Here is a 17,610-nt window from a genome sequence, read left to right on the forward strand (position 1 = left end):
TGCGCCGGCCAGCCGGCTTAACCCTCGTACCGTTGCATATCGGATGACGGGCCGCCCTCAGGCCCAGCAATCATAGGGACTAGAGTGGGAGATGTCCGGCAGGACAGAGGGGGCGCGACGGATCGCGGCGGGTCGGTCCTATTTCCCACTCACCGCCTGCTGATAAACATCAGGCTTGAAGCCAACGAGAACCCTGTCGCCAAGTTCCAGCACCGGTCGCTTTATCATCGTCGGTTTGGCCAGCATCAGCGCCTTGGCCTTGTTCTCGTCCAGACCCAGTCTGTCCTCCTCCGACAGTTCGCGAAACGTCGTGCTCGCCTTGTTGAGCAGGATTTCCCAGCCGACCTTGCCTGACCAGCCGTTCAGCCGATCCGCGTCAAGCCCGTCTGCCCTGTAATCGTGAAAGCGATAGGCAACATCATGGCTCGCCAGCCAGGAACGCGCCTTCTTGACCGTATCGCAATTGGTGATGCCGTACATGGTGATCGTCAAAACGCTTCCTCGGATCGGTCGAATCTGATGGCACCCTAAAACCGTGCCTCTCACTTTTCCAGCTGCCTTGCCAGGCATCCGTGATTTTTGCGCTTGCCAATAGTAAGGAATTTTCCTAACTATTGTCCCGAGCTAATTTTGGTCACGCGGAATGGCCGAGGCAAGGAAATGACCATGACGAGCCTGCAGACCGAAAGCCCCCCACCGATCGACGGCATTTTCCGTGCGCTCGCCGATCCGACCCGGCGGCGCGTGGTCGAGCGGCTGAACCGAAGCCCCGCCTCGGTCAGCGAGCTTGCCCAGCCGTTCGAGATGGCCCTGCCATCCTTCATCGAGCATCTCAGGGTTTTGGAAGGCTGCGGGCTGGTGCGTTCGGAGAAGGCCGGCCGCGTCAGGACCTACCGGCTTGCGCCGGAGCCGCTGAAGCTCGCGGAAAGCTGGCTGGCCGAGCAGCGTGAGCTGTGGGAGCGCCGTCTCGACCAGTTCGACGACTACGTGCTGAAACTCAAGGAGACAGACAGATGAATATGGTCGCGTTTTTTCAACCCGATCCGAAGCTCGACCTCGTGCTCGAACGGACGATCGAGGCGCCACGAGAACTGCTGTGGACGGCCTTGACGAAGCCCGAGCATGTCCGCCAATGGTTCACGCCGAAGCCGTGGATCATCACCGATTGCGAGATCGACCTGCGGCCCGGCGGTCTGTTCCGCACCCGCATGCAGTCGCCCGACGGCAAGGAGGTCAACGACAGGCGTTGCTGCTACCTCGAGATCGTCCAGAACGAGCGGCTGGTGTGGACCGATGCGCTGCTGCCCGGCTACCGGCCGTCAGGCGACCCATTCATCACAGCCGTCATATCGCTGCAATCGCAGGGCGAGGCGACGCGCTACACCGCGACCGCTATCCACCGCGACGAAGCCACGCGCAACAGCCACGAGGAGATGGGCTTTTACGACGGCTGGGGCACGGTGGCGGATCAGTTGGCGGGCTACGTCAAGACGATCTGAGGGGACCCTGGCTTGGCTCACATTGCGGCCACGGAATCGTCGTGGCCGTTCAACCGCCAGCGCCCGAGCTCTTCGTACCGGCCTTGCCGGATCAGACTGCGGATGAGCACAAAGTCACGTACGGTCCAGCTGATGGGTTCGATCGCCCGTTCTCGAACCCTTTGAACCCGCAATTTGTCACGAAGCAATGTAACATGAGGTTCAAAGGAGCTCCCCACAAAGGGCTTCAGCGGGCTGTCGGCGATCAGGGCGGTAAGATTGCGCCAGAACGCTTGCAGCGGCGGGACGCCGTCGCTGCCACGCAGCACCAACGCACCGCCGCCGAAAGCCGACAACCGATCGAACGACACCTCAAACGGTTTCGCCTGGACCATCGAGGCGACGTGGCGGGCGATTTTGACCAATTCCTCCGGCAGTCCATCATAGTCGCCGAGCCCAATAAGCGAGATGTGCAGGCGTTCCGCCGGAAACACTTGCCCTCGCAATCCCGATTCTCGCCGCCAGACGGCGGCCCGGCGTGCAAGCGGCACGGCGATCGTACTTTCAAGAAGAATGGCGAAGAACAGCCGGTCATTCCAGCGCCGATCCAGCTCCTGCCAGTTGAACACGGCTTGGCCGTTTTCGGTGATCCTGAATGCGGGCAGCTCATTCATGTTCATTGCTCCTCTCAAAGCCATTCCCGCCCAGCCAAGCAGAATAGAACAAAAAGGGAACAAATCAAACGAAAATGATACGAGCGCCGGTACTGGCAGCACCAACGCTCGCAACCACATTTCGGTCGGCCGTATGTTGATGGCTCAGGCGCTGTCGCCGATGATGCCCTTGATCTCGAGGAAATCGTGGATCGCCCGGTCGGCGTATTCGCGGCCGTTGCCTAGCTGGACAGCATAGGGCAGTTGGCGCCACGGCGCAGGCTGATATGCGCCACGTCGCCGACGCTGAATTGAAAACCCTCCGCCCGGCGCGGCGCGTCGATCACCACCTGTGTCCCCTGCCCCAGCTCCGCATGAAGGCGCAAGGTGCGGCCGTGGAAGACGATGCTGTTCACCCGCACCGGTACAGTGCCGGCCGCCGCTTCGGTCGTCGCCAAAAAATCCTCTGGACGCACGCCGATGGTGCGCACCGTGCCCTCGCCAGGCAGTTCGCCCGTCTCCGAAACCGCTTCCAGCGGCAGGGCGCCGGCGGCGAACCGCAAGCGCTCGCCGTCACGGCCGACGAAGCGCGACTGCAGAAGGTTCATCGTGCCGATGAAGCTGGCAACGAATTTGGTGGCGGGCCGGTCGTAGAGGGTCGCCGGCGGCGCAATCTGCTCGATGCGGCCTTTGTTCATGACGACGATGCGATCAGAGATCGACAGCGCCTCGGTCTGGTCGTGCGTGACCATGACGAAAGTGGTGCCGAGGCGCGACTGCAGTCGCTTCAATTCGACCTGCATCTGTTCGCGCAGATGCGCATCGAGCGCCGACAACGGCTCGTCGAGCAGCAGCACGCGCGGTTCGCAGACGATGGCGCGGGCAAGCGCGACGCGCTGGCGCTGGCCACCCGACAATTCGGACACGCGGGCGCCGAGCTTTTCAGCAAGGCCGACCATGTCGAGCGCTGCGCCGACGCGCTTTGCCTGTTCGGCACCGGAGAGCTTGCGCAGCGACAAGCCGAAGCCGACATTTTCGGCGACGTTCATGTGCGGGAACAGCGCGTAGTCCTGGAATACGGTATTGACCGGACGGTCGAAGGGCCTGAGCGCACTGATGTCGCGGCCTTCGAGCAGAACCTTGCCGCTCGACGGGCTTTCGAAGCCGGCGATGACCCGCAGGCTGGTGGTCTTGCCGCAGCCGGATGGTCCGAGCAGGGTCAGGAACTCGCCGCGCGAAATATCGAGATCGACGGCATCGAGCCCGACGATGCTGCCGGGGAATATCTTGGAGACCTTGTCCAGCCGGACGAGTGGATCAGGTGCCATCGCGAACCTCGGACGGCTTGGTCGTGTTGACCCACAGGATCTGGCAGCGCTCGCTGCCCGGATTGCGGAAAGCATGCAGCAAGGTGCTCTTGAAGGCGAAGCTGTCGCCGGCCTTCAGGCCGTATCTGGTCGAATCGACCACCAGCTCGACCTCGCCCGAAAGGACGAACCCGAATTCATGGCCGGCATGGGCGTAGGCTTCGGCGGTGCCGCCACCGGCCTCCACCGTCACCAGCATGCCGGTCAGCGCAGCAGCCGGCGGCGACAGCAGCGACTTGGCGATGCCTTCCGACTTGACCGGGATCTGACGCCGGCTGTTGGCGCGCACACAATAAAGATCGTTGCCGGCGTCGTTGCCGTCGGCGATCAGCGCGGACGGCTCGATGTCGAGGGCGGCGGCGAGCGGCCAGATCACTCGGACCCGCAATGACGACATGCCGCGCTCGATCTGGCTCAGCGCTCCGATCGAGACGCCGGCTTTGGCTGCAAGTTCGGCCAGCGAGAGACTACGCTCCAGCCTGAGCGCCCGCACGCGCCGGCCGACCCTGACGTCGGCGTCGTCCTTCGGCTTCTCAGCCGCTTCGTCCAGCATGTCCATCCATTCGTCCTTTTTGCCAACGCTTTCCCTTCCCCTTGCGGGAGAAGGAAGAAGCAGGCTCAGCCGCCCGCCTTGACCTTCTCGAACATCTTGGCGAGTTCATCATTCTGTTTCATCGGCCCGGTGAAGATGGTGGTCTTCAACATCACTTCCGGATCGGACGGCAGCTGCAATTTCTCCAGCTCCTCCTTCGGCACGGCAGCGAAAGCCGAGCTGGTCGAGCTGCCATAGCCATAGGCCTGGATCAGGTATTTGCCCGAGTCCGTTTCCAGCCGGCTGTTGATGAAGTCATAGGCGAGGTCGACGTTCTTGGCGTCCTTGAGCATGACGAAACCGCAAGCCCAGGTAAGCATGCCTTCCTTCGGCTTCATGAACTCGACAGGCACGCCTTGCTTCTTCAGCGACGTGGCCGAGGCATTCCAGGTCATGGCGGCGACCAGCTGGCCGCTGGCCAGCGCCTGTTCGACCGATGTCATGTCTGTGGTGTAGTTTGAGAGCAGCGGGCGCTGCTCGCGCAGTTTCTCCGCAACCTTGTCCATCTGTTCCGCCGTCATGTCGAATGGATTGACGCCGGCAAGAAGGGCCGCCACCACCGGAGTGTCGTGGACGGCATCGATGGTCGCCATGCGCCCGGCATATTGCTTGTCCCAGAGTAGGTTCCAGCTCGCTTCCGGGTTCTTCACCAGATCGGTGCGGTAGAGAATCGAGGTGTTGCCCCAGTCCCACGGCACCATCCAGACCTTGCCGTCGCCGGCCTGCAGGTCGGGCAGGTTCTTGAAGACCGGGAAGATCGAATCCCAGTTCTTGATGCGCTTGGTGTCGATCGGCTGCAGCAGGCCTTCCTTGTTCCAGCGCGCCACCTTGTCATAGCATGGGTGCGCGACATCGGGGCGGAAGCCGGCCTTGACCTTGGTGAAAGCGTCATCGTCGTCGCCGAACATCGAGGCTTCGACACCATCCGGGTGCGCGGCGAGGAAGCTCTTGTTGAAGTCGGGCAGCTCATAGCCCGACCAGGTGAAATATTGCAGCTTGTCGCCGGCAAAAGCGACAGTCGACGCAAGCGCCAGCGCGAAGGCGGCCAGTCCGGTTTTCGCTGTCTTTGTCGTTATCGATTTCAGGTCGAATGCCATTGCAGTTCTCCTCTTTCGGTTTCTTCTGGTTTTGACAGGCTGGCGGTCGCTGGCCGCTGAGCGGCGGCAAGCCCGCGATGGCGCAGGATTTCGGCGAGTGCGGCGGTGACGAAGGACACGGCCAAGATCGCCGTGCCCAGCGCCATGACGGTCGGCAGCGATTTCGGGAAGCGCAGCTGGCTCCAGATATAAAGCGGCAGCGTCGGCTCGGTACCGGCAAGGAAGAAGGCGACGATGAACTCGTCGAACGAGGTCAGGAAGGCCAGCATGAACGCCGAGATAATGGCGGGCAGGCTGAGTGGCAGCATCACCCGCCTGAAGGTCGTCCAGTCGGAGGCGCCGAGGTCGAGCGCTGCCTCACGGATGGTCTTCGGGATGGCGGCGAAGCGGCTGCGCATGACCACCACCGTCGCCGGCAGCGCCACCAATATGTGGCCGAGCACAATGGCAATGCGCGACGGCCCAAAGCCGGCGAGGTTGACGAGGATGAGCAGCGATATGCCGACGATGACGCCTGGGATCAGGATCGGCAGCCGCGCTATGGCACTGATGGTGGCGGCCAGCGGCGAGCGTCCGTAGAGGTCCATATAGGACACCGTGATGCCACAGAGCGTGGCGCCGGTGGCGGCAATGGCGCCGATGACGAGGCTGTTGGCGAGCGCACCGGACAGCGCCGAATTGCCTAACAGCGTGCCGTACCATTCAAGCGTAAAGCCTTGCAGGGGAAATGCCGCCTGGACGGAATTGTTGAAGGAAAACAGCGGGATCAGCAATATCGGCAAATACAGGAACACCAGATAGGCAAGGACATAGGCACCGAGCCAGCCGCCGCCCTGCCTTGCATCGATACGCGCTGTGTTCATGTGCGGCTGCGGTATCGGCGGTCGGCGAAGCGCACCACCAGCACCACGGCGAGAATGACAAGCATGACGGCGACGGCGAGTGCGGCGCCGAACGGCCAGTCATTGGCCTTGCCGAACTCGGCCTGGATCAGTGTGCCGATCATCGTGCTGGCAGGGCCGCCGACCAGCGCCGGGGTGACGTAGTCGCCGACGGTCGGCACAAAAACGACGAGGGCCGCAGCCAGCACGCCGGGCATCGAATTGGGCAGCACGACGCGGCGGAAGCTGGTGAACGGTTTTGCGCCGAGATCGGAAGCGGCTTCGAGCAGCGATTTCGGGATCGTGTCCAGCGCCACGTAGATGGGCAGGATAGCGAATGGCGCATAAGCGTGGGCGAGCGTGACGACGACTGCTGCCGGCGTATTCAAGAACGCCAATGTCGGCTCCGACCAGATGCCGCTTTCAATCAGCGCCGAGTTCAGCACGCCATTATAGGCAAGCACGATCTTCCAGGCGAAGACGCGCAGGAGATAGCTGGTCCAGAACGGCAGGGTCAGCAGGAACAGCAGCAGCCCACGCCGCCGCCCGGCATGGAAAGCCAGATAATAGGCGACGGGATAGGCGGTGACGACGGTTGCGAGCGTGACCAGGCCGGCGATGCCCAGCGAGCGCAGCGTCACCGTCCAGTACAGTGGATCGGTGGCCACAGTGACGAAATTCGCAAGGGTAAAACCAGCCCCCAGCAGCGAGCCGTCATTGCCGCGGAAGGCAAGGAAGAACACCAAGCCAAGGGCGAAAAGGATCAGCAGAAAGGTGACCAGCCCGCCGGGCAGCAGCATAGCGAAACGGAAGCCTGGCGAAGACCGGGTTTCCGGCAGCGGCTGCGTTGCGGCAATGGTCGACATTGACTGTCCGTCGAAATTTGAAATCGACTAAGCTTTTTTCATATTGGTGAAACTGTCAAGCTGTTTCACGCTTGGGAATGAAAGTCAGCGTTCGAACGCGTCCAGCATCCGGTACCAGGCGATGGTCGCGGCAACGCCGACCTGCCGAAACGCGTGAAAAGGGATCGGCCGGATCGGCGATATCGGGAACGGCAATTGCCTGGTGTCGCCGCTCGACAGATAGGAGGCGATGCGCTCGCCAAGCGCGGTCATCAGGCCGATGCCGCGGCCCTGGCAGCCGACGACCGCCAGCAGACCCTTCTCTGGCTCGTGGATATGCGGGAGATGGTCCGGCGTCATTGCCACCCGGCCGAACCACCGCTTTTCAATGGCAATGTCTGACAGCGCCGGATAAAGCCGCAGCAGCGCGCGTTCAAGATGCGCCCAGTCGGCCGGGCCGTTCGGCAAAGCCATGCGGCCGCGCCCGCCGAGCACCAGCCGGCCGTCGGCACTCTTGCGGTAATAGACGAGGATGCGGCGCGAATCCGAAACCGCCTGCCCTTGCGGCAGGATCGCCGCAGCGAGATTGGACGATAGCGGCGCTGTCGCGATCTGGAAGGAATGCAGCGGAACGATCGTCTCGGCGAGGCCGGGGAGCAGGCCGCCGGTATAGGCGTTGGTCGCCAGAACGACCACCTTGGCCTTCAGTTCGGCGCCGCTTTCCGCCGAAACGTGCCAAATGCCAGCATCCTTGCTGATCTGCATCACGTTCTGGCGTTCGGCGATCTTCACGCCCGCCGCGGCAGCGACGCGCGCCAGTTCCGACGTGTAGGCGAGCGGATCGATGACACCGGCGCGGCGATCGAGCCAGCCGCCGAGATAGCCTTGCGCGCCGGTCATCGTCGCAATCTCCGTCGCGCTCAGCAGCCGGACATCGGCGCCGCGGGCGCGCCACTGCCGATCCCGGTTTGCCGCCGCTTTTAGCGCGGTCCCGGTATGCGCCGCCTGGATCCAGCCATTACGGACGAACGGCACCGCCAGTCCTTCGTCGCGGATCAATTCGAAGACGGTGTCAGCGGTCGAGGCGGCAAAGTTGACGAGCGCTTCGCCGCGCTCCAGACCAAAATGCTCCAGCAGCCAGTCCGGATCGTATTTCAGGCCGGGAATGACCTGACCGCCGTTCAGGCCGGATGCGCCATTGCCGATTTCGCCGGCGTCCAGCACCTGGACGGCAAGACCGAGCCGGGCGGCGTGCAAGGCCGTCGACAGCCCCATGATGCCGCCGCCGACGATGACGACATCGACGCGTCGGCCGGCTGGAAAAAGCGACTGGAACGCGGTTGCTGTCCGCGGCTTTTGCCAGATTGGATCGGAAAACCGTAAGCGCAAGCGTCACCTGGAGATTTCAGTAAGTGAAAACCCTAGCGACGGTTTCATTATTTTGAAAGAGCGTTTTCCATGGCCATTGGCGCACGTCAGGCTCGATCAAGGTCCAGCGATGCGAAGACCGCTGGAAAGAATTGACAAAGCTCACCCTGGAAGCGGGATAGACGTTTGGCGGGAATTTGTTGAAAGTGCCGCGGCCAAAGGACAAGACAACAGGAAACGCAAGTCATGACGAACGCCACACATTTGCCCGCCGAGGGCCTCTTCGTAGGCCGCGCCCGGACGAGCGATGCTTCCCATCCGCTGGTGGTCACGGTGCGCGACGGCACGGTCTTCGACATCACGTCAAATGTGGCACCGACCGTACGCGACATTTGCGAATTGCCGGATCCGGCAGGACACGTCCGCTCGGCCAAGGGGCGGCCGATCGGCCCGCTCGAAGCCATTGCCGCCAACAGTTTCGAGACAGCGCGCGATCCGGGAACGCCGTACCTGCTGTCCCCCGTCGACCTGCAGGCGATCAAGGCGTCTGGCGTTACCTTTGTCGTCAGCCTGCTCGAGCGCGTCATCGAGGAACAGGCGCGCGGCTCGGCGGAGAAGGCCGACGCCATTCGAGCCGACATCGCCGGGCTGATCGGCCACGATCTGTCGAAGCTCAAACCCGGCTCGCCGGAAGCGATGGAGATCAAGGCCAAGCTGATCGCGCGCGGCGCCTGGTCGCAATATCTGGAAGTCGGCATCGGGCCCGATGCCGAGATCTTCACCAAATGCCAGCCGATGGCCTCGGTCGGCTTCGGCGCCGATGTCGGCCTGCATCCGGTTTCGACATGGAACAATCCGGAGCCGGAGATCGCCATGATTGCCGCCAGCAGCGGCAGGATTGTCGGGGCGACGATCGGCAACGACGTCAATCTGCGCGACGTCGAGGGACGCTCGGCGCTCCTGCTCGGCAAAGCCAAGGACAACAACGCTTCGGCAGCACTTGGCCCCTTTATCCGGCTGTTCGACGAGACATTTTCCATCGGCGACGTGAAGAAGGCGGTCGTACGGCTGAAGGTCGAGGGCGAGGACGGGTTCTCGCTGGAGGGCGCCAGTTCGATGGCCGAGATCAGCCGTTCGCCGGAAGAGCTGGTCGCCGCCGCGATGGGGCCGCACCACCAATACCCGGACGGGCTCGCGCTCTATCTCGGCACGATGTTCGTGCCGTCGAAGGATCGCGGCGAAAAAGGCAAGGGTTTTACCCACAAGGTCGGCGACATCGTCACCATCTCGTCGGAGAAGTTCGGCGCCTTGGTCAACCGCGTGCGGCTGTCACCCGACTGCCCGCACTGGACCTATGGCGCCAGCCATCTGATGCGCGACCTCGCCAGAGCCGACCTGATCTGAATAGAGACGATCCAATTTGGCAGTAACCAGGCCGTGAACCGCCTCTATTTCGGGACGGGCAAGCAGGAGCCGCCGAGGATCAGATGGGTCGGAAAGGCGATGCGTTGCGCCGGCCGCTCGCTCTGGCCGCCGAGCCGCTCCAGCAGAAGCTGTGCCGCGGTGCGGCCGATCTCCTCGACGGCCCGGTCGATGAGCGTGATCGGGCCGGGATAAAGCAGCGCGACGTCCGACCTGTCGCAGCCAATCAGCGAGATATCGCCCGGGACCGAAACGCCTTGCTGCTGGATGGCGCGCAGCACGCCGACCAGAATGCGGTTGCCGGCGGCGATGATGGCGGTTGGACGCTCCTTCATCTGCAACAGGGCGGTGGCCTCGCGGAAACCGAAGTCCACCGAGAGGCTTTGCGAGCGGATCAGGTCCTGCGGCACCGGCAGGCCGCTGCGCTGGAACGCCTCGACGAAGCGCGCACCCGTTCACGGCCCGGCCTGATGTCGCTGCCGGCCGTGATGATGGCAATGCGACGGTGCCCGAGTTCGATCAGATAGCTTGTCGCCTGCCGTAACCCGGTGGCGTGCTCGGTCAGAACCGCGTCGATCTCGAGCGGAACGTCGCGATCGAGCAGTACTGATGGAATCCGCAACTCCTTCAAGCGCTTGATGGTGCGCGCATCCTGTTCGTTGTTGATGGTCATGATCATGCCGTCGGCCCGCCCATGCTGCAGCATGTCGATCGCCGCCGCCTCCTCGGTGGCGCGGCCGTTGGTGCTCATCAGGTAAAGCGAATAGCCGCGCTGGCGCATTTCCGCGTCCACCGCCTTGAAGCAACTGACATGCCAGGGATTGGCAATGTCGTCGATGACGAAACCAACCGTCTTGGTGTTTCGACGGCGCATGTTCTGGGCGCGCGAATCGGGCTGGAAGCCGAGCGACTGGATTGCCGCGCGTACCTTCCCCAACGTCTCCGGCCTGACAGTCTCAGGCGCGTTCAAGCTCCGCGAAACGGTTCCGACGGACACGCCGGAAACGCGCGCCACGTCGCGTATTGTCGCCGCCAGAATCCGGGTTTTCCATGTCGCGAAACTGAAAATCGAACGCGACATGATGAATGCTGGCGACTTCCGCGTCTCGCCGCTGGAAGTCGAGGCAGCGCTTGCGCCCTGCCCCGGCGTCGCCGAGATCGCCGTTGCCGAACACCGGGTGCGCGACGATGTCTCGGTCATCGCGGCCTATGTCGTGCGCAAGGCAGGCGTCAGCGTCAGCGCCGAAGATATCGTCGCCCTGGCGGGGCAAAGGCTCGCCGCCTACAAACGGCCGAAACAGGTGTTCTTCGTGCCGAGCCTGCCGCGCAGCGCCAACGGCAAATTGCTGCGCCGAAATCTCGCGCCGGACTGAAGTGGTTCAGGTCTTCTGCGTCGGCTTCTTTGCGGCTCCCCGACCCCCAGCGAAGCGGGCGAGCACCGCCTCGGTATCGGCGTCGAACGGACGGCCCTGATGACGCAGGCGGCCGGGTGTCTTCGACATGCCGGCAACGACATTCTGCATCACCACGCCGTCCACTTCGGCGATCATACCGCGGGCGCGGAAATGCTCGTCGTCAAAGATGTCCCTCATGTCGAGGACCTTGGCGATTGCCGCATCGACGCGGCGGAACTCGCGCAGCACCTCCTCGGATGGCCGGCCGGCGACCCAGGCGGCGACATAGGCCTCCAATGCCTCGCGGTTCTGGCTGCGGGCCTGGAAGCCGGCAAAGCGGGGATCGTCACCGTGACCGATCAAGGCCAGGACGCGGCGGGCGACGGAATCGGACGAGCTCGAAATCGCCACCCACACGCCATCGGCGCAACGATAGGTGCCGCGCGGGACGGTGTAGGGGATGCCGGAGCCGAGCCGCGGCTGCAGATAGCCGAGATGGGCATAGGCGGACGGTAACGGCCCCATGATCTGGAACATCGAGTTGAGCAGATTGACGTCGACTGTCTGGCCTTCGCCTGTCCGCTCGGCATGACGCAGCGCCGCCAGCGCCGCAAAGGCGCCGACAAGGGCGGTGACTTCGTCGGTCATGGCGATCGGCGGCAGCAGCGGCGGGCCCCCGGCCTCGCCGAGGAGCCCGGAAAACCCACTCATCGCCTCGGCAATCGTGGCGAAGCCCGGATGCATGGCATAGGGACCATCCTGGCCGAAACCGGTGATGCGCAGGATCACCAGCCTGGGATTGCGGCGCAGCAGTTCGTCCGGCGCAAAACCCAGCGCCTCGAGCTTGCCCGGCCGCATGTTCTCGATCAGTACGTTGGCGTCGAGCAGCAGCGACCAGAGATTTTCCTTGCCGGTATCGGTCTTGAGGTCGAGCGCAATGACCTGCTTGTTTCGGTTGACCAGTTTCCAGAAATAGGAATCCGTTTCCCCCGGACCGGTCCACCCCATGCGGCGGGTCGGATCGCCACCCGGCCCCTCGACCTTGATGACCTCCGCGCCGAAATCAGCAAGATAACGGCCGGCACCCGGCCCGGCTACGACGGTGGCCAGCTCGATGACGCGGACGCCGTCGAGCGGCCCCGACGCTTCGGCCTTCGGCACGGTCTTGGTCGCTGGCGGAGCCGGCTTGTCCATCACGCGTCCTTCCCGGGGCGCAGCGGCAGCAGGACCGAGCGCGTGAATGTGCAGACTTTGAGCCGGTCCTGGTTGAACCCATCCGTGCGAACGGTCAAAACCCCCTCGCCCTGCCTGGAGGCGGATGGACGCTGCGCCAGTATTTCGGTCTCGCCATAGAGCGTATCGCCATGGAACAACGGAGCGAGATGGCGCAGCTCGCTAAGGCCGAGATTGGCGACCGCGCGTCCGGAAATGTCGGGTACGCTCATGCCGAGAAGCAGCGAGTAGACATAGGTGCCGACGACGACATTGCGGCCTTGCGCCATTTCGGTCTCGGCGAAATGGCGGTCGATGTGGAGCGGGCTGGCCGCCATGGTCAGCAGGCAAAAGAGGTGGTCATCGGCCTCGGTAACGGTCTTGCCCGGCCAGTGCTTGAACACGTCGCCGATCTCGTAGTCGTCGAGATACGAGCCAAACCTTTCGTCGCGGGCCGAATGAACCCTCGGCATGTCAGACCTCGAGCACCAGGGTCGGGGCGCCGGTCCTCACGTCATCGCCGACAGCGATCAATATCTCGATGACGGTTCCGGCGAAGGGTGCGGGAACCTCGACCTGGGTTTTGTCGGTCTCCACCGTGAACAGGGTTTGCCCCTCGGTGATCTTGGCACCGATGCTGGCCTGGATTTCGCTGATGACGACTTCATCGACGGCATCGCCGACCTTGGGCATCTTGAGTGTGGAACGCATCGTCAGTTCTCCGTCCGCAAGGCGAGGGTTGAAGGAAGTCCGCCGGCTGGCAGCCAGGCTTCGCGGCGGATGGGCGCTTGAAAACACCCACTTCTTCGTTGCCAGACGACAAGACCCCCGCCAAGATCGAGCGCAAAGACTTCGGTGAAATTCGAGGCGGCACGCGTTCTCATCACAGCGCCTTGCCCGTGGTGCCGTCGAAGAGATGCGCGCGGCTACCATCGATGACGAGTTCCAGCATCGTGTCGCGGCGCGGCACCTTGTCGGCGCTGACGCGAAGCACGATCAGGCGGGCATCCCGCCGCACCAGCTCGGCCGGATCGGCGGGAGTGCCGATCGAATAATCATCAGCGGTGCGGATGACGACCTGGGGATTGGCTGGAGCCACCGCGATGAAGGATTCAGGTTCGAGCTGTTCGACCAGCTCGACACGGGCGGCCAGACGGCTTGCTGCCCCCCCGCTGGCCGAAGCTTCGCCTGCAGGCCGCCATGACAGGTGCTCCGGCCGGAGGCCGACCAGCAATGTTCTGCCGGCCGGAAGGTCGTGGGCATCCGACTTCGGTGTCACAACCAGCCGACCGTCGCCGATGGACACGACCATCTTGCCGCGCCCGGCATCGACTACAGTTGCCTCAAGGAAATTCATCGCCGGGCTGCCGATGAAACCGGCAACGAAAATGTTGGACGGCGCGTGATAGAGCGCGTGCGGCGTGTCGTACTGCTGCAGCGCGCCGCGCGAAAAGACGGCGACGCGGCTGCCGAGCGTCATCGCTTCGACCTGGTCGTGGGTGACATGGATTGTGGTGACGCCGAGCCGCACATGCAGGCGGCTGAGCTCGGCGCGTAGCTGGACGCGCAATTTCGCGTCAAGATTGGAGAGCGGCTCGTCGAGCAAAAAGGCCTCCGGATCGCGCACAATGGCGCGGCCCATGGCGACACGCTGCCGCTGGCCGCCGGAGAGCTCGCGCGGCTTACGGTCAAGCAGATCGGCGAGGTCGAGAATTCGCGCCGCTTCGCTGACGCGGCGGTCGATCTCGGCCTTGGCAAATTTACGCAACTGCAGCGCGAAGGCGATGTTCTCGTGCACCGTCATTTGCGGGTAGAGCGCATAGTTCTGGAAGACCATGGCAATGTCGCGATCGCGCGGCGACACCTCGTTCATCACCTTGCCATTGATGCTGATCTTGCCGGTGGTGATGGATTCCAGCCCAGCGATCATGCGCAATAATGTCGACTTGCCGCAGCCGGACGGGCCGACGAAGACGACGAACTCGCCGTCCTCGACCTCAAGGTCGACGCTATGGACCGCCGAAACGGCGCCATAGAGCTTGCCGACCTTCTGCAGGCTGATCGATCCCATCAACACCCTTCCCTGCGCAACGGCCTGCAAGCAGCCAGGCGCGGGCGATGCAGGAGCGCATTTCGCACCGTTGGCGACTGCCGACAAAAGCGGTCCCGCACCAGAAATTGTGGCGCGAGACTAGGCAATTCGAGAATCTATGTCAATCGTTTGACCAGACCAGATCAATCGGTTGACCAAACCGCCTCGCGGGGCTATGGTTGCTCCGCTTTCCCGGGTCGGCCGGGGTCCTTGGGAGGGGATGGAATGCCTGGTCCTTCAACTATCGTCGATATCAGCGTCGCCGCCATACAGGGCCAATTGCCGGCGCCGGTGATCTTTGGCGACTGGGTGATGAAGCAAAGGGAATTCGTGGTCGTGCGGCTGCGCACGCAGTCCGGCCATGAGGGCTGGTCGTTCACGCTGACGCGGGATGGCGCCTGCGCCGAGCAGATCCGCAAGAGCATCGCCCCAGTTTATATCGGTACCGACGTTGGCGACCGCGTGAAGACCTTCAAGACAGCCAAGGGGCGCAGCTACGGTTCGCACAGCGCCGGTGTCGGCTTGCGCGCGCTGTCGCAGGTCGACCTCGCCGCATGGGACGCGGCAGCAAAGATAGCCGACAAGTCGATCGCCGAGTTCCTCGGCGGAACAACCGCGCCAATGCCGGCAACCGCGATCGTCGGCTACCCGCCGGCGCTGATGAACCCGCAGCAGATCGGCGAGCAGGTGAAAGGGCTCTATGCCGCGGGCTGGCGCCGGTTCAAGGCGCCAATGGGCGTCACGCTGGATGAATCCGAAGCGCGGCTGCGCGCCGCGCGCAGGAACGCGCCGGACGCCTGGCTCGGCACCGATCTGGTCTGGATGTTCTCGGACGTCGACGCGGCTGCCGCCTATGCCAACCGCCTCGCCGATCTCAATATGGGCTGCATCGAAGACATCTTCCCGCCGGGAAACGCCAGGAAGCTCGCCGAGCTGCGCAAACGCGTGCCAATGCCGATCTGGCAAGGCGACGAACAGGGCGGCTCTTACTATCCCGAAGCGCTGATCATGGCCGGCTCCGTCGACCGCGTGCGCGTCGACCTGACCTGCATGGGTGGGATTACCGGCGGCCGCGCCATTATCGACGAGTGCCTTGCCGCGGGCGTCGATTTCGGTCCGCACATGTTCGCGCATGTGCACAGCCAGGTGTTCAGCGCCTGGGGCTTTTCCGACAAGCCGGTCGAATGGGGCGTGCCGTGGAGCGGCGTCGACCCCTATGCGGACAGCCTGGTGCAACCGGAAATCATCAAGGGCGGGCTGATGAAGCCGCTTCCTGCCAAACCCGGCTTCGGCGACATGCTCAACCGGGAATGGGCGCTGAGCCAGCCGCACCAGGATCCCGACCACATTCTCAACTGACCAAAGCCGCCGCGGAGCGGCCTAGACACGGGCATAGCGATGACCGACGACCAGACCGTTCCCGCCAATTATGCAGCGGGCCTCTTCGACCTCTCCGGCCGCGTCGCCGTCGTGACCGGCGGCGGCAGCGGGCTGGGTGCCGCGATCGCGATCGGCTACGCGCAATTGGGCGTCACCGTCATCGTTGCCGACATCAACATGGCCGGCGCCGAAGCGACGCGCGCAACGATCGCCGAACAGGGTGGCAAAGCCGAGGTCGCCAGCCTCGATGTCACCAAGCGCGACCAGTGCTTCGCCTTGGCCGAGGCGGTCAAGCGCGGTCACGGGCATGTCGACATACTGGTCAACAGCGCCGGCTCGGCCTTCCGCAGCCCGGCCGAGGAGTTCCCCGAGGACAAATTCAACTTCATCCTCGACCTCAACCTGAAGGGCACGTATTTCTGCTGCCAGGCCTTTGGCGGAGTGATGCTCGGCCAGAACAAGGGCTCGATCATCAACATCGCCTCGATCGGCTCGTTCAAAGCCTATCCCTGGGCGAGCGCCTATCTCGCGTCGAAGGGCGGCGTCCTGCAGGTCACCCGCGCACTGGCGCTCGAGTGGCGCGACCGCGGCGTCAGGGTCAACGGCATCGGGCCGACACTGATGGAATCGCCGCTGACCAGGGCGGCGGGAGCGACAAGCTCGATCACCGCCGATTTCATCAAGGCGCGTATGCCGCGGCCGCGACTCGGCTTGCCGCGCGAACTGATCGGCACGGCGGTGTTCCTCGCCAGCGACGCCTCGGAACTGGTCACCGGCCATGTCGTCATGTGCGACGACGGCTATCTGAACGCCTGACCAAAGGAGCGCAGACGGAATGGCCAGGATCACGAAAGCCCATCACACCGGCTTCACCGTGCGCTCGCTCGACCGCTCGATCGCGTTCTATCGCGACGTGCTCGGATTCGAGCTGGCGTTCCAATGGAACCCGCGTGCGCCCTATATCGGCGAATTGGTCGGCTATCCAGAAGTCGACCTGCACAGCGCCATCCTGCGCCTGCCCGGTACCGACGTCTGCCTCGAGCTTCTGGAATACCGCAATGTCGAGCAGATTCCCGTCGACATGCATAACGGCAATGTCGGCAATGGCCACATCGCCTTCAACGTCGATGACCTCATGTCGTTCTACGAAAAACTGACGGCGATGGGCGTCAAATCCGTGTCGCCGCCGGTGACACCGACGATCGGGCCGAACAAGGGCGGCAAGGCGGTTTACCTGATCGACCCGGACGGCTTCCGCGTCGAGCTCATCGAAAGTGCCCAAGCCTTCGGCAGCTACAAACCGGAATGACGCCAGTGCCGATAAAAACGTTTCCAAATCTTTTCCGCTGCGATGATTTCGCCGACGCTATCGACGATCCGAGCAGTGCATTGGGAGGTCTGAACCTTGGCTAAAATCTGGATACGGCAAGCGGTTCTGCGGGCGCTTGACGATGCAATGACGGATGACCCCAGCGTCATCGTCATGGGTGAAGACATCGCCGCCGCCGGCGGTCCGTTCAAGGTGACCGAGGGGCTGCTTGCCACGCACGGCCCCGAACGGGTGATCGACACACCGATTTCGGAAATGGCGTTCATGGGTGCCGCGGTCGGTGCTGCCGTCTGCGGCCTGAAGCCGGTGGTCGAGATGATGTTCATCGAATTCATCGGCGTCGCGCTCGACCAGTTGACGACGCAGGCGGCAACGATGCGCTATCTGTCGCGCGGCCCGGGGCCCCCCCCCCGCCTGCTGGGCGCGGGCCCCCGCGCCCGGCCCGGGGTTTGGGGGCCCCCATTGGAAAATCGCGCCCCCAGGGTGCCCCGGCCCCCCC

General features: G+C 63.6%; 22 protein-coding genes and 1 pseudogene. 9 read left to right on the plus strand and 14 right to left on the minus strand.

Going from position 1 to position 17,610, the window contains the following annotated elements:
• Positions 1-138: 138 nt before the first annotated feature.
• Positions 139-492 (minus strand): ArsC family reductase, encoded by a 354-nt coding sequence (locus NKI01_RS29940; RefSeq protein ID WP_023716840.1) that lies wholly within the window; start codon positions 490-492, stop codon positions 139-141.
• Between the two features lie 174 nt (positions 493-666).
• Between NKI01_RS29940 and NKI01_RS29945 the strand changes: the two genes are divergently transcribed.
• Together NKI01_RS29945 and NKI01_RS29950 are read left to right on the plus strand one after the other, a co-directional pair.
• A complete protein-coding gene (locus tag NKI01_RS29945) occupies positions 667-1,017 on the plus strand; it encodes an ArsR/SmtB family transcription factor (RefSeq protein ID WP_031193345.1) in 351 nt (116 codons plus the stop codon).
• A 2-nt stretch (positions 1,018-1,019) separates the two neighbouring features.
• Positions 1,020-1,499, plus strand: coding sequence for an SRPBCC family protein (locus NKI01_RS29950; RefSeq protein ID WP_023716838.1), 480 nt, complete (start codon positions 1,020-1,022; stop codon positions 1,497-1,499).
• Between the two features lie 17 nt (positions 1,500-1,516).
• Here the strand turns inward: NKI01_RS29950 and NKI01_RS29955 are convergent, their stop codons facing one another.
• The 7 genes from NKI01_RS29955 to NKI01_RS29985 all read right to left on the minus strand — a co-directional run bounded on the left by NKI01_RS29955 (position 1,517) and on the right by NKI01_RS29985 (position 8,302).
• A complete protein-coding gene (locus tag NKI01_RS29955) occupies positions 1,517-2,152 on the minus strand; it encodes a 2'-5' RNA ligase family protein (RefSeq protein WP_352484078.1) in 636 nt (211 codons plus the stop codon).
• A 221-nt stretch (positions 2,153-2,373) separates the two neighbouring features.
• Positions 2,374-3,459 (minus strand): ABC transporter ATP-binding protein, encoded by a 1,086-nt coding sequence (locus NKI01_RS29960; protein WP_023716836.1) that lies wholly within the window; start codon positions 3,457-3,459, stop codon positions 2,374-2,376.
• A complete protein-coding gene (locus NKI01_RS29965) occupies positions 3,449-4,057 on the minus strand; it encodes a cupin domain-containing protein (protein ID WP_352965714.1) in 609 nt (202 codons plus the stop codon). The genes NKI01_RS29960 and NKI01_RS29965 overlap by 11 nt, the downstream gene beginning before the upstream one ends.
• A gap of 59 nt (positions 4,058-4,116) precedes the next feature.
• Positions 4,117-5,187, minus strand: a complete 1,071-nt coding sequence (locus NKI01_RS29970; RefSeq protein WP_352484080.1) for an ABC transporter substrate-binding protein — start codon at positions 5,185-5,187, stop codon at positions 4,117-4,119.
• Entirely contained in the window at positions 5,172-6,050 is an 879-nt protein-coding gene (locus tag NKI01_RS29975; RefSeq protein WP_023716833.1) for an ABC transporter permease, read from the minus strand. The genes NKI01_RS29970 and NKI01_RS29975 overlap by 16 nt, the downstream gene beginning before the upstream one ends.
• The gene (locus NKI01_RS29980; protein WP_352484081.1) at positions 6,047-6,934 is read right to left on the minus strand and encodes an ABC transporter permease; all 888 of its coding nucleotides are present in this window, start codon (positions 6,932-6,934) and stop codon (positions 6,047-6,049) included. Before NKI01_RS29980 ends, NKI01_RS29975 begins: the two co-directional genes overlap by 4 nt.
• An 84-nt stretch (positions 6,935-7,018) precedes the next feature.
• Complete coding sequence (locus tag NKI01_RS29985; protein WP_352484082.1) at positions 7,019-8,302, minus strand: NAD(P)/FAD-dependent oxidoreductase; 1,284 nt, start codon at positions 8,300-8,302, stop codon at positions 7,019-7,021.
• Between NKI01_RS29985 and NKI01_RS29990 the strand changes: the two genes are divergently transcribed.
• Positions 8,187-8,531, plus strand: coding sequence for a hypothetical protein (locus NKI01_RS29990; protein WP_198030456.1), 345 nt, complete (start codon positions 8,187-8,189; stop codon positions 8,529-8,531). The genes NKI01_RS29985 and NKI01_RS29990 overlap by 116 nt on opposite strands.
• Positions 8,528-9,685, plus strand: coding sequence for a fumarylacetoacetate hydrolase family protein (locus NKI01_RS29995; RefSeq protein WP_023716830.1), 1,158 nt, complete (start codon positions 8,528-8,530; stop codon positions 9,683-9,685). Before NKI01_RS29990 ends, NKI01_RS29995 begins: the two co-directional genes overlap by 4 nt.
• 44 nt (positions 9,686-9,729) lie before the next feature.
• Here the strand turns inward: NKI01_RS29995 and NKI01_RS30000 are convergent, their stop codons facing one another.
• Positions 9,730-10,113 (minus strand): substrate-binding domain-containing protein, encoded by a 384-nt coding sequence (locus NKI01_RS30000; protein WP_352484083.1) that lies wholly within the window; start codon positions 10,111-10,113, stop codon positions 9,730-9,732.
• Positions 10,098-10,673, minus strand: a complete 576-nt coding sequence (locus NKI01_RS30005; protein ID WP_352484084.1) for a type 1 periplasmic-binding domain-containing protein — start codon at positions 10,671-10,673, stop codon at positions 10,098-10,100. Before NKI01_RS30005 ends, NKI01_RS30000 begins: the two co-directional genes overlap by 16 nt.
• Between NKI01_RS30005 and NKI01_RS30010 the strand changes: the two genes are divergently transcribed.
• Positions 10,576-11,076, plus strand: coding sequence for an AMP-binding enzyme (locus NKI01_RS30010; protein ID WP_352484085.1), 501 nt, complete (start codon positions 10,576-10,578; stop codon positions 11,074-11,076). The genes NKI01_RS30005 and NKI01_RS30010 overlap by 98 nt on opposite strands.
• 6 nt (positions 11,077-11,082) lie before the next feature.
• Here NKI01_RS30010 and NKI01_RS30015 read toward each other — a convergent pair whose 3' ends face one another.
• The 4 genes from NKI01_RS30015 to NKI01_RS30030 all read right to left on the minus strand — a co-directional run bounded on the left by NKI01_RS30015 (position 11,083) and on the right by NKI01_RS30030 (position 14,380).
• A complete protein-coding gene (locus NKI01_RS30015; RefSeq protein WP_352484086.1) occupies positions 11,083-12,291 on the minus strand; it encodes a CaiB/BaiF CoA transferase family protein in 1,209 nt (402 codons plus the stop codon).
• Positions 12,291-12,782: a MaoC family dehydratase gene (locus NKI01_RS30020; protein WP_023716825.1), complete on the minus strand. Its 492-nt coding sequence runs from the start codon at positions 12,780-12,782 to the stop codon at positions 12,291-12,293. The genes NKI01_RS30015 and NKI01_RS30020 overlap by 1 nt, the downstream gene beginning before the upstream one ends.
• 1 nt (position 12,783) lies before the next feature.
• Positions 12,784-13,020, minus strand: coding sequence for a biotin/lipoyl-containing protein (locus NKI01_RS30025; protein WP_023716824.1), 237 nt, complete (start codon positions 13,018-13,020; stop codon positions 12,784-12,786).
• Between the two features lie 172 nt (positions 13,021-13,192).
• Positions 13,193-14,380: an ABC transporter ATP-binding protein gene (locus NKI01_RS30030; protein ID WP_352715756.1), complete on the minus strand. Its 1,188-nt coding sequence runs from the start codon at positions 14,378-14,380 to the stop codon at positions 13,193-13,195.
• A 246-nt stretch (positions 14,381-14,626) separates the two neighbouring features.
• Here NKI01_RS30030 and NKI01_RS30035 point away from each other — a divergent pair, with 246 nt between their 5' ends.
• The 4 genes and pseudogenes from NKI01_RS30035 to NKI01_RS30050 form a co-directional block, all read left to right on the plus strand.
• Positions 14,627-15,760, plus strand: a complete 1,134-nt coding sequence (locus NKI01_RS30035; RefSeq protein ID WP_352715759.1) for an enolase C-terminal domain-like protein — start codon at positions 14,627-14,629, stop codon at positions 15,758-15,760.
• Between the two features lie 39 nt (positions 15,761-15,799).
• A complete protein-coding gene (locus NKI01_RS30040; protein WP_352494009.1) occupies positions 15,800-16,597 on the plus strand; it encodes an SDR family NAD(P)-dependent oxidoreductase in 798 nt (265 codons plus the stop codon).
• Positions 16,598-16,616: 19 nt separating this feature from the next.
• A complete protein-coding gene (locus NKI01_RS30045) occupies positions 16,617-17,090 on the plus strand; it encodes a VOC family protein (RefSeq protein WP_352588929.1) in 474 nt (157 codons plus the stop codon).
• Positions 17,091-17,186: 96 nt separating this feature from the next.
• Positions 17,187-17,610 (plus strand): annotated as a pseudogene (locus NKI01_RS30050) (hypothetical protein); the annotation flags it as partial.

Origin of the sequence: Mesorhizobium sp. M0815, from assembly GCF_040319995.1 — a bacterium.
Classification (GTDB): domain Bacteria; phylum Pseudomonadota; class Alphaproteobacteria; order Rhizobiales; family Rhizobiaceae; genus Mesorhizobium.